11 protein-coding genes and 1 pseudogene are annotated in these 10,150 nt (G+C 77.1%); 5 read left to right on the forward strand and 7 right to left on the reverse strand.

The window, feature by feature from the left end; genetic code table 11:
- Positions 1-35 precede the first annotated feature (35 nt).
- Positions 36-422 (reverse strand): helix-turn-helix transcriptional regulator, encoded by a 387-nt coding sequence (locus KBX37_RS31885; RefSeq protein WP_210779556.1) that lies wholly within the window; start codon positions 420-422, stop codon positions 36-38.
- A 276-nt stretch (positions 423-698) separates the two neighbouring features.
- Here KBX37_RS31885 and metF point away from each other — a divergent pair, with 276 nt between their 5' ends.
- Together metF and KBX37_RS31895 are read left to right on the forward strand one after the other, a co-directional pair.
- On the forward strand, positions 699-1,616 hold the full coding sequence (gene metF / locus KBX37_RS31890) for a methylenetetrahydrofolate reductase [NAD(P)H] (protein WP_210779557.1): 918 nt from the start codon (positions 699-701) through the stop codon (positions 1,614-1,616).
- Positions 1,617-1,660: 44 nt separating this feature from the next.
- Positions 1,661-2,350, forward strand: a complete 690-nt coding sequence (locus tag KBX37_RS31895) for a CDP-alcohol phosphatidyltransferase family protein (RefSeq protein ID WP_210779558.1) — start codon at positions 1,661-1,663, stop codon at positions 2,348-2,350.
- A gap of 54 nt (positions 2,351-2,404) precedes the next feature.
- On the opposite strand, the gene KBX37_RS31900 is transcribed toward KBX37_RS31895, so the two are convergent.
- The 6 genes from KBX37_RS31900 to KBX37_RS31925 are packed head-to-tail and all read right to left on the reverse strand — an operon-like array spanning position 2,405 to position 7,673.
- Positions 2,405-3,892: an NAD(P)/FAD-dependent oxidoreductase gene (locus KBX37_RS31900; protein ID WP_210779559.1), complete on the reverse strand. Its 1,488-nt coding sequence runs from the start codon at positions 3,890-3,892 to the stop codon at positions 2,405-2,407.
- 11 nt (positions 3,893-3,903) lie between these two features.
- A complete protein-coding gene (locus tag KBX37_RS31905) occupies positions 3,904-5,034 on the reverse strand; it encodes a glycosyltransferase family 2 protein (protein ID WP_210779560.1) in 1,131 nt (376 codons plus the stop codon).
- Positions 5,031-5,846 (reverse strand): carotenoid biosynthesis protein, encoded by an 816-nt coding sequence (locus tag KBX37_RS31910; RefSeq protein WP_374103932.1) that lies wholly within the window; start codon positions 5,844-5,846, stop codon positions 5,031-5,033. The genes KBX37_RS31905 and KBX37_RS31910 overlap by 4 nt, the downstream gene beginning before the upstream one ends.
- Positions 5,846-6,430 (reverse strand): GNAT family N-acetyltransferase, encoded by a 585-nt coding sequence (locus KBX37_RS31915; protein ID WP_210779562.1) that lies wholly within the window; start codon positions 6,428-6,430, stop codon positions 5,846-5,848. Before KBX37_RS31915 ends, KBX37_RS31910 begins: the two co-directional genes overlap by 1 nt.
- Entirely contained in the window at positions 6,427-7,188 is a 762-nt protein-coding gene (locus KBX37_RS31920; protein ID WP_210779563.1) for a monooxygenase, read from the reverse strand. The genes KBX37_RS31915 and KBX37_RS31920 overlap by 4 nt, the downstream gene beginning before the upstream one ends.
- Positions 7,185-7,673, reverse strand: coding sequence for a YbaK/EbsC family protein (locus KBX37_RS31925; RefSeq protein WP_210779564.1), 489 nt, complete (start codon positions 7,671-7,673; stop codon positions 7,185-7,187). The genes KBX37_RS31920 and KBX37_RS31925 overlap by 4 nt, the downstream gene beginning before the upstream one ends.
- A 472-nt stretch (positions 7,674-8,145) precedes the next feature.
- Here KBX37_RS31925 and KBX37_RS31930 point away from each other — a divergent pair, with 472 nt between their 5' ends.
- The 3 genes and pseudogenes from KBX37_RS31930 to KBX37_RS31940 all read left to right on the forward strand — a co-directional run.
- The gene (locus KBX37_RS31930) at positions 8,146-8,595 is read left to right on the forward strand and encodes an SAV_6107 family HEPN domain-containing protein (protein ID WP_088961099.1); all 450 of its coding nucleotides are present in this window, start codon (positions 8,146-8,148) and stop codon (positions 8,593-8,595) included.
- Positions 8,596-8,689: 94 nt separating this feature from the next.
- Entirely contained in the window at positions 8,690-9,421 is a 732-nt protein-coding gene (locus KBX37_RS31935) for a hypothetical protein (protein ID WP_210779565.1), read from the forward strand.
- Positions 9,418-10,150: pseudogene (locus KBX37_RS31940) on the forward strand (DNA polymerase Y family protein); the annotation flags it as partial. The gene KBX37_RS31935 and the pseudogene KBX37_RS31940, both read left to right, overlap by 4 nt.

The raw sequence follows: 10,150 nt of genomic DNA on the forward strand, positions 1-10,150 counted from the left end.
GGGGAGACGGGAGCAGCGTGGGTCACGTACCGACGCTAGCCGGTCGGGGTCGGCCGCGTCCCCCACCGGGCCGGCGCGACCAGCAGCGGAGCGTGCGGGTCGGCCACCCAGCGTTGGGCCAGTGCGAGCAGGGCCGACCGGGACCGGGACCCGCCCGCCCCCACCGGGCCGTGGTGCCGGCTGCGCCCGGCGGCCTCGACCAACGGCCCGGCCGGCGCGTCGAGCACGAGGGCGAGCCGGCGCAGCCAGCGGTCGCCCGGCACCCGGGCCTGGCGCTCCCAGCGGGAGATCTCGTGCCGGGTCAGGGTGGCCGCGCCGGAGGCGGCGCAGAGCTCGGCGGCGAGCCGCTGCTGACTCCAGCCGCGGGCCAGCCGCAGCTGGGCGATCAGCGGCCCGAGCAGAAGCGGGTCGGGCGGGGTCATCGGTCCTCCGGTCGGGCGTCGGCGCGGCGACGCCGGCCGCCCCGGCGGGACGGGACCGGCGCGCCGTCGGTCGGTGCTGACCCCCGCGCGTGCCCCCGGGCGCCGGCCCCGACCGGCGCCACCCGCGCTGGCTCCTTCCTACCCCGGGGGTACGACGTCGCGTCGGACCCGCCGTGCGTCGCCGTACCGAGCGGCCCGCCGGCATTCGGTGACCGTCGTCGATGCCGCGATGGGAAGATCGTGGGTCGGCGGGCCGCCGCCCGCTAGAGTCGGGTCGTGGCGCTCGGTCTTCCCTCCGTCCTCCCCAATCCCCAGCCGGCGATCGGGGAGCTGATCCGTGAGCGCCAGCCGACCTTCTCCTTCGAGTTCTTCCCGCCCAAGACGCCCGAGGGCGAGCGGCTGCTCTGGCAGGCCATCCGGGAGCTGGAGTCGCTGCGTCCCTCGTTCGTGTCCATCACCTACGGCGCGGGCGGGTCGACCCGGGACACCACGGTGGCGGTGACCGAGCGGATCGCCACCGAGACCACCCTGCTGCCGATGGCCCACCTGACCGCGGTCAACCACTCGGTCGCCGAGCTGCGCAACGTCATCGGCCGGCTGGCCGGCGTCGGGGTGCGCAACGTGCTCGCCGTGCGCGGCGACCCGCCGGGCGACCCGGGCGGCGAGTGGGCCCGCCACCCGGAGGGCGTGCTCTACGCCGAGGAACTGGTCCGGCTGGTCCGCGACGCCGGGGACTTCAGCGTCGGCGTGGCCGCCTTCCCGTACAAGCACCCGCGCTCGACGGACGTGGCCAGCGACACCGCGCACTTCGTCCGCAAGTGCCGGGCCGGCGCCGAGTTCGCGATCACCCAGATGTTCTTCGACGCCGACGACTACCTGCGGCTGCGGGACCGGGTCGCCGCCGCCGGCTGCGACACCCCGATCCTGGCCGGCGTGATGCCGGTGACCCAGATCGGCACCATCGAGCGGTCCGTGCAGCTGTCCGGGGCGCCGTTCCCGCCCGCCCTCGCCGAGCGGTTCGAGCGGGTGGCCGACGACCCGGAGGCGGTGCGCCGGCTCGGCATCGAGCAGGCCAGCGAGATGTGCGCCAAGCTGCTGGACGAGGGGGTGCCGGGGATCCACTTCATCACCCTCAACCGGTCCACCGCGACGCGGGAGGTCTGGCGCAGTCTCCAGGCCGGCGCCCGGGTGTGAACGCGGGCACCCCGCCACCTGAACCACGCCACGACGGTTGACCGATGGTGGGCACACAGCTGAAGTGGGACGACTACGCGACCGCCTGGGCACGGTTGCACGGCGGTTTCGACCCGCGTGCCGCCGCGCCGGTGGTCCGGACCTGGCTGCGCTTCGCCTACCACGTGGGGTACATCCTGGGCCGGCTCCGGATCACCCCGACCGCGGTGACCGTCGCCGGCGTGCTGCTCTGCCTCTGCGTGCCGCTGTTCTCCGTACGGTCGGTGGACGGGCCGATCGTGGGCGCGCTGTTCGTGCTGCTCGCCTCGGTGGCGGACAGCGTCGACGGGGCGGTGGCGGTGGTCACCAACCGGACCACCCGCCTCGGCTACGTCTACGACTCGCTCGCCGACCGGCTCGGTGAGGTCGCCTGGCTGGCCGCGTTCTGGCTGGTCGGCGCGCCGGGCGCGCTGGTCGTCGCCGGCGGCGCGCTGTCCTGGCTGCACGAGTACGTCCGGGCCCGCGCGGTCGCCGCCGGGATGCGCGACATCGGCGCGGTGACCGTGGGGGAGCGCCCGACCCGGGTCTGCGTGGCCCTGGTGGGGCTGCTGCTGGCCGGCCTGACCGGCCTGATCGACCCGGACCTGGCCGCCGGCACCATCACCATGGCCACCGCGGTCTGGGTGCTGCTGGCCGGGTTCGGCCTGGGGCAGCTGCTGTCGACCGTGCGCCGCGCCCTCATCGACGCCGGCTGACCCGCTCGTCGCCCACGCCCGACCCCGGCGGCAGGCCGTGTCTCGGGCGGCGCGTTACCAGGCCGGGCCGATCTCCTCGGCGACGATCCGCGCGGAGAGGGTCACCATCGGCAGGCCGCCGCCGGGGTGGCTGGAGCCGCCGACCAGCCAGAGCCCGTGGACCGGGCCCCGGTTGGCCGGGCGCAGCAGCCCGCCCGCGGTGCCGTAGATCGTGCCGCCCGGCGCGCCGGTCGCCGCGTCCAGGTCGGCCGGGGTACGCACCTCCCGGAACACCAGCCGGTCGCGGACGTCGACGCCCCGCTCGGCGAGCACGTCGAGGATCCGGTCGGCGTACGCCTCGGCGAGCCTCGGCCGGCGCCAGTCCACCGCCCCGGCGGCGGTGCCGTGGCGGGCGGCGTTGACCAGCACGAACCACGACTCGTGCCCGTCCGGGCGGACCATCGGGTCGTCGGCGACGGTGACGAAGACGGTCGGGTCGGTCGCCGGCCGGGCCCGTACGCCCCGCCCCGGGTCGCCGAAGACCGCGTCGAACTCGGCGTCGTAGTCGCGCGGGAAGAACACGTTGTGGTGGGCCAGCCCGGAGTCGCCGCGGACCCCGAGCAACAGCACGAAGCCGGCCAGGCTGCGGTCGGTCAGCCCGGCCAGCCGGCGGGGGCTGGGCAGCAGGTCCCGGTAGAGGGTGAGCGCGTCGGTGTTGGCCACCACCACGTCGGCGGGGACGGGCGCGGCGGCGCCGGCGAGGCGTACCCCGTGCACCCGGCCGCCCGCGGCGTCGATCCGGGTGACCGTGGCGCCGGTCTGCACGACCACGCCGAGGTCCAGGCAGCGCGACAGCAGCGCGTCGGCCAGGGTGCCCAGCCCGCCGCGCAGGTACCAGCCGCCGAAGGTCAGCTCGGCGTAGGGGACGGCGACCAGCGCGGCCGGGGCGCGGCGCGGGTCGGCGCCGGTGTAGGTGGCGTACCGGTCGAGCAGCATCCGCAGCCGGGGGTCGGACAGCTGCGACCGGCCCAGCCCGCGCAGGCTGCGGCCGGGACCGATGGCGGCCAGGTCGCCCAGCCGCCAGGCGAGCGCGGCGAGGTCGCGCGGCGAGCCGCCGGCCCGGCGCAGGATGTCCCGGTGCGAGGCTTCCCAGACCCGGGCGGCCCGGCGCCACAGCCGCTGCCAGTCGGCGGCCGCCCGGTCGCCGAGGGCCGCGCCGATCCGGGCGGCGAACTCGGCCGGGTCGGCGCAGGAGTTTAGCGCCGGCCCGCCGCCGGGGAAGACGTGCCGCACGATCGGGTCCAGCGGCACCAGGTCGAGGTACTCGTCGAGCTTGGCCCCGGTGGCCTCGAACAGGTCGTGGAAGACCTGGGGCAGGGTAAACAGGCTGGGGCCGGTGTCGAAGTGGAACGAGCCGGCCGGGGTGTGGTGCGCGTACCGGCCGAGCTTGCCGCCGACGGTGTCGGCGCGTTCGAAGACGGTGACCTCGTGCCCGGTGACGGCCAACCGGGCGGCGGCGGCCAGGCCGCCCACCCCGGCGCCGACGACCACGATCCGCGCCATGCCGCGTCCTCCTAGCTGACCGGGCGGCCCCGCCAGGACAGACGTCGCCGCTTCCGCAGATGGTACGACCGCGAAGTCAGCCAACCGAGGACCACGAGCGACACGGGGTGTGCCAGCGCGTCGGGCCAGGCCCGCCCACCGGTGGCCCGGGCGCTGAGCACCCGCCCGGCGACCCCGAGCAGGTAGCCGCCGGTGGCGAGCGCGGCCACCACCGGCGCGCCGGCAACCAGAGCCGCGACGGCGACCAGCGGGGGAGCGGTGTAGAGCAGGAGCAGCAGGGCCACCACGACCGCCGCCGCGGCCGGGTGACCGAAGGAGGCCCAGAGCGACTTGGTGTAGCCGTCGCGCAGCTGCGGCCAGTCCTCGTACATCCGGCAGGCGGCCAACCGGGAGCCGTCGGCGAGGGCGATCCGCCCGCCGGAGCGCTTGACCGCCCGGGCCAGCTCGATGTCCTCCAGCACCTTGTCGGCCACCGCGGCGTGCCCGCCGGCCCGGTCGTAGCGGGCGCGGTCCACCACCAGGAACTGCCCGCCGGCGGCGGCCAGCGACGGCCGCGGCGAGCGTTCCATCGCGCGCAGCGGCAGGAAGGTCAGCCACAACCACTGCAACAGCGGCTGCACCAGCCGGTCGGCCGCCGTCCGCACCACGATCCGGGGGTACGGCGACAGCAGCGTCGCCCCGGCGGCGCGCAGCTCGGTGACCGCCGCCGCGACGGCGTACGGGGTGAGCACCACGTCGGCGTCGACGAACACCAGCGCGGTGGCGGTCGGATCGGCCCGGCCGGCGAGCTGGTGGCAGGCGTGCGGCTTGCCCAGCCAGCCCGGTGGCGGGGTGACCCCGGTGAGCAGGGTGACCCGCGGATCGTCGCCGGCCACGGCGCGGACCACGTCGGCGGTCCCGTCGGTGGACCCGTCGTCCAGCACCACGATCCGCAGCCGCGGCACCCCCCGCTGGGCGAGCAGCGACCGCAGGCAGGGCGTGAGCCGGGCCGCCTCGTCGCGCAGCGGCAGCAGCACCGCCACCGCCTCGGTGACCTCGACCGGCCCGCCGGCGGGGCGGCGCAGCCAGCGGCCCGCGTTGATCCCGGTGTGCGCGGTCAGCGCGGCGAGCGCGAGGACCAGGGCGAGGACCGCCGCGCTCATGCGGTGGCGTCGACGCCGGGACGCGCCGGTCGGCGGGCATCCCGCCGGTCGTCGCCGTGCCGGCGGGCGCGGAACAGCGTCACCGCCAGCGGCACCGCCGCCACCGCCATGCCGGCCGCGCCCCAGGCCGCCGAGGCGGGCAGGTCGAGGAAGACCGCGTGGGCCAGCACGCTGGAGAAGTACGTCCACAGGTAGAGCGCGAACATCGGGTCGTCCCGGGAGTCGGTGACCGCGACGGACGGCCCGGCCAGCGGGCGCAGCGCGCTCGTCAACAGCACCGCGAAGAGCAGCCAGCCCAGGTAGTTGCTGACCGGGATGCCGGGCAGCCCGGGCAGGGCCGGGTCGGCGTCGCGCCACACCCAGTAGCCCTCGGCCACCATCTGCGGGTCGAGGAAGAGGTCCCAGGCGGCCAGCCCGACGGCGGCCAGCGCGATCCGCCCGGGCCCGGACGAGGTCAGTCGGACGGCGGCCAGCCAGGCGGGCCACGCCATCCAGGTCCAGGCCAGCGGGATGATCAGCGGCACCCCGGCCAGCTTCGGCCCGAGTTCGCCGGAGTAGTCGTAGCTGCCGAACGGGAAGCCGGTGGTGACCCCCAGGGCCTCGATCGCGAAGCCGCCGCCGGTGGCCACCGCGACCAGCGCCCCCGCCGTACGCGGGCCGCGGCGCAGCAGGGCGTGGCCGACCGCGAGCAGGTAGCCCAGCAGCACGGTGGCCACGGTCAGCCGGGCCCGGGTCGTGCCGGTGGTGAGCGGGTAGCAGATCTGGGCGAGGACGAGGACGGTCAGCAACGCCCAGGGGGCTCGCCGTCGGATCACGGCGCGGCCGGGCCGGACCGGACGGTGGCGGCCGGGTCGGCCACGGCCAGCGGCAGGTCCCGGCCGAGCACGCCGAAGGGCCGCTCGTCGCCGGGGAAGTGGAAGTGCCGCAACACGTCGACGAAGCCGAACCGCCGGTACAGCCGCCAGGCGCGCGAGGTCTGCTCGTCGGCTTCGGGGGTGGACAGCAGGGTGGTGGCGCCCTCGGCGAGCGTGAGCAGGGCGGTCAACTGTCGGGTGCCCAGGCCGTGCCCCTGCGCCGGTGGCCGGACGTGCAGCTCCACCACCTCGAAGCAGTCGGTCAGCCAGCGCCGGCGGGCCTCCGGGTCCAGTGCCCGGTGCACCTGGTCGTGCCACCACTGCCCGGACGCGCCCAGGTAGCCGTACCCGAAGCCGGCCAGCCGGCCGTCGGTGGTGAGGCTGGCGACGGCGCGGAAGCCGGGACGGCGTACGTGGGTGGCGATGTAGCCGCGGCGGGCCCCCAGCAGGTCGGCGCGGTAGTTCATCGCCTCCCCGTAGACGGCGACCACGTCGTCCAGCCGCCGGACGAGATCGTCCGGCGTCCACCGCACCAACCTCATGCGTGTCCCTTCACCGTTGCCGCGTCGCCGTCGGCGACCCACCCCAGCACCGTCCGGTCGCCGACCACGTCGCGCACCTCGAACCGCGCGAAGAGCTCCTCCGCGTACCACCCCTCGGTGGGGGTGCGGCTGATCGCGGCGCGGTGCTCCGGGTGACGGTACGCGAACGCCACGAGGTCCGCGGGATCGCGCCACACGCTGACCGTGCCCTGCCAGCCCAGCGGGGCCTCGCCGACGCCGAACCGGGCGAGCAGCCCGGGCGCGACGTGCAGCGCGGCGGCCACCGGGGGGATCGCCGTCCAGAAGGTGGCCGCCCGGCGGGGCCGCAGCCGGGCCCGGGTGAGCGCCAGCACCGGTCCGCCGACCCGGCCGCCGGGCGGGTCGCCGAACGGGCGCCGGCCGGACCACTCGCCCCGGCTGCTCACCGGGCGCAGGTCGACCCGGACGGTGGCCCGGGCGATCCGGGCCCAGGCCCGGCCGACCGGGGAGGCGTCGAAGCCGTCGGCGGCGTCGGGGGAGTCCCAGACGGTCAGCGCCGCCCACCGGGTCAGGTCGGCGTCGCCGGGCCCGAAGCCGGTGCCGGTCCCGGTGCCGAGCAGCTTGCCGAACCGTACGCCGGGGGTGGCGCGCAGCCGGCGCGGGTCGAGCGCCATCCGGGTGAGCGCCCGGGGCAGCGCGGCCCGGGAGATCCGCCACACGTGCAGGGTGACCAGCTCGGGAACCGTGTCGCCGGCAGTCGCCCCGCCGGGCTCGCTCACGCCACCTCGGTCGGGATGCCGGCGGTGATCCGCAGCAGCTCCGCGTACGTGCTGGGGAAGACCGCCTGGGGCACCCCGCCGGCCGCCCAGATCTCGGCGTACTCCTGCAGGGCGGTGTCGACCAGGGTGCGCAGCGGGCGCGGGTGGCCCACCGGGGCGACCCCGCCGATCACCTGGCCGGTGTGTTCCCGGACGAACTCCGGGGTGGCCCGGCGCAGCCGGGTGACCCCCAGCCGGGCGGCCAGCTCGGCGGTGTCCACCCGGTGCGCGCCGGAGGTCAGCACCAGCAGGGGCTCGCCGTCGGCCTCGAAGACCAGCGAGTTGGCGATGGCGCCGGCGTCGACGCCGAGCGCCGCGGCGGCCGCGGCCGCGGTGTGGACCGCCTCGGGCAGCAGACGGACCAGGCTGGGCGCGCCCGCGCTGTCACGCGCGCCCGCGCCGTCCAGGGCCGCCTGCACCGCCTGCACGTTCGGGTGTGGCTGCATGCCCCCATTCTTCCCGGTACGCCCCGGCCCGATGGAGCCGGTCGGGTCCGGTCGGCGTGGCGGGTGCCGGGGCGGCACGCCGGACGCCACACGTTGCGTTTTCGTCGGAGGGAGGGTGTACTGTCAGCAGTTAGAACGAGTGTTCGATTGAGTCGTACGCCCGTTCCAACGCCCGGGAGCGGTGTTTCGCGGCTCCGGCTTCCGGGAGAGGTGCGGTTTCGCGGATCGCACCGGGTTCCGGGCAGTCGCGAGCCCGGTCCCGTCAAGGCAGGATCGTCGTCCGCCGCCCACGACCCCCGGGCGACGGACGACGAACCCGCCGGTTCGCCGGCCGGGTGTGGTGTGGGGAAGCGTCCACACCCGGCCGGCCCCCATCCGGTGCGTCTTCCTCCGCACCACCCGCTCCGGGTGCCCGCCGACGGATCCTTCCGCCGGGCGTCGCGCCCGCCCCGGTCACGCGGAGGAGACAGTCATGCCGACCAACCCGGCCCAGGCACCGACGGTGCCCGCGCACGTGCTGCCGCACCGCACCCCGGCCCAGCTCCTCGCGGTGGCCCGGATCGGGCTCAGCGAGGCCGCCCAGACCCGCCCCGACGGGCTGCGCTACGCCGCCGCCCACCTCGCCGCGCTGCGCGCGGCCGCGGCCCTGCTCGCCGCCCGCGCCCGCCCCGCCCCCGCCCGACGCCACCGGATCACCAGCGTCTGGGTCCTGCTCTCCACGGTCGCCCCCGAGCTCGACGAGTGGTCCGCCTACTTCGCCGCCGGCGCCGGCAAGCGGGCCGCCGCCGAGGCGGGGATACCCCGCGTGGTGAGCGCCCGGGAGGCCGACGACCTGCTCCGGGCCGCCGAGCAGTTCGTCTCGGTGGTGGAGACCGCGCTCGGCCTGGCCCACCAACCGACCCTCGACGGCCTCGCCGCCTGACCCGGCACCGCCCGGGTTCCCCCGCCGGGCACACCCGGCGTCCCATCCGACAGCGACACCTGATCCAGCAGAAACACGACGGGGGGTTGGTCCCATGGCGGGCCGCATGGTGGTCGGTTCCGCCGCACTGGCCGATCTGGTGCGCCCGGCGAGCGCGCCGGACCCGGCCGGCGGCCACCGGGTGCTCCCGGTGGCGCCCGAGCTGACCGGCCTGCTGCCCAACCGCGGGCTGCGCCGGGGCAGCACGATCGCGGTCTCCGCCGGCCAACCCCGATGCAGCGGCGGCACCTCCCTGGTCCTGGCGCTGCTCGCCGAGGCGTCCCGGGCCGGCTCCTGGTGCGCGGTGGTCGGGGTGCCGACCTTCGGGGCCGGCGCGGCCGCCGAGATCGGGATCGCGCTGGACCGGCTCGCCCTGGTGCCCGACCCCGGCCCGGAGTGGCCCACCGTCGTCGCGGCGCTGATCGACGGGGTGGACGTGGTGGTGACCGCCGTGCCGCAGACCGTCTCCGCCTCGGTCGCCAACCGGCTCGCCGCCCGGGCCCGGCAGCGCGGCAGCGTGCTCGTCCCGTACGGCCGGTGGGACGGCGCGGACGTCACCCTCCAGGTGGTCCGCGGGGTCTGGGAGGGGCTGGGGTCGGGCCGGGGCCGGCTGCGCCGCCGCGAGGTGACCGTGTCGGCGCGCGGACGCGGCGCGGCCGCCCGCCCCAAGGAGATCAAGGTCTGGCTGCCCGGTGACGGGCTCACCCGGGTCATCCCCCGGCCGGCGACCGGGGGCGGCGTCGGCCGCCCCCGGCGTGGCGCGCTCACCGTGGTCGGGTCCGCGTGACCGGCACGCCGGTGCGCACCCTGCTGCTCTGGTGTCCGGACTGGCCGGTCATCGCCGCCGAGATCGTCGACGGGGTGCCCGCCACCGGCCCGGTCGCCGTGCTGCACGCCAACCGGGTGGTGGCCTGCTCCGAGCAGGCCCGCGCCGAGGGGGTACGGCGGGGCCTGCGCCGGCGGGAGGCGCAGGGGCGCTGCCCGCAGCTGACCGTCGTCGACCACGACCTGGGGCGGGACGCCCGCGCCTTCGAACCGGTGGTCGCCGCCGTCGAGGAGGTCGTCGCCGGCGTCGAGGTGGTACGCCCCGGCGCCTGCGCGGTGGCCGCCCGGGGCCCCAGCCGCTACCTCGGCGGCGAGGAGGCGGCCGCCGAACGGATCGTCGAGCAGGTGGCCCAGGCCTGCGCGGTGGAGAGCCAGGTCGGCATCGCCGACGGGGTCTTCGCCGCCGGGCTGGCCGCGCGCGCCGGCCGCGTCGTACCGCCGGGCGGGACGCCGGAGTTCCTGACCGGGTTGCCGGTCGAGGCGCTCGGTCGTCCCGCGCTGGCCGACCTGCTGCGCCGGCTCGGCGTGCGTACCCTCGGCGACTTCGCGGCGCTGCCCGCCGGCGACGTGCTGGCCCGGTTCGGCCTCGACGGGACGCTGGCCCCCCGGCTCGCCGCCGGGCGGGACGACCGCCCGCTGGCCGTCCGGCAGCCCCCGGTCGACCTGGCGGTGACCGCCGACCACGACGAGC

It is taken from the genome of Micromonospora sp. U56 (genome assembly GCF_018070095.1).
Taxonomy (GTDB): domain Bacteria; phylum Actinomycetota; class Actinomycetes; order Mycobacteriales; family Micromonosporaceae; genus Micromonospora; species Micromonospora purpureochromogenes.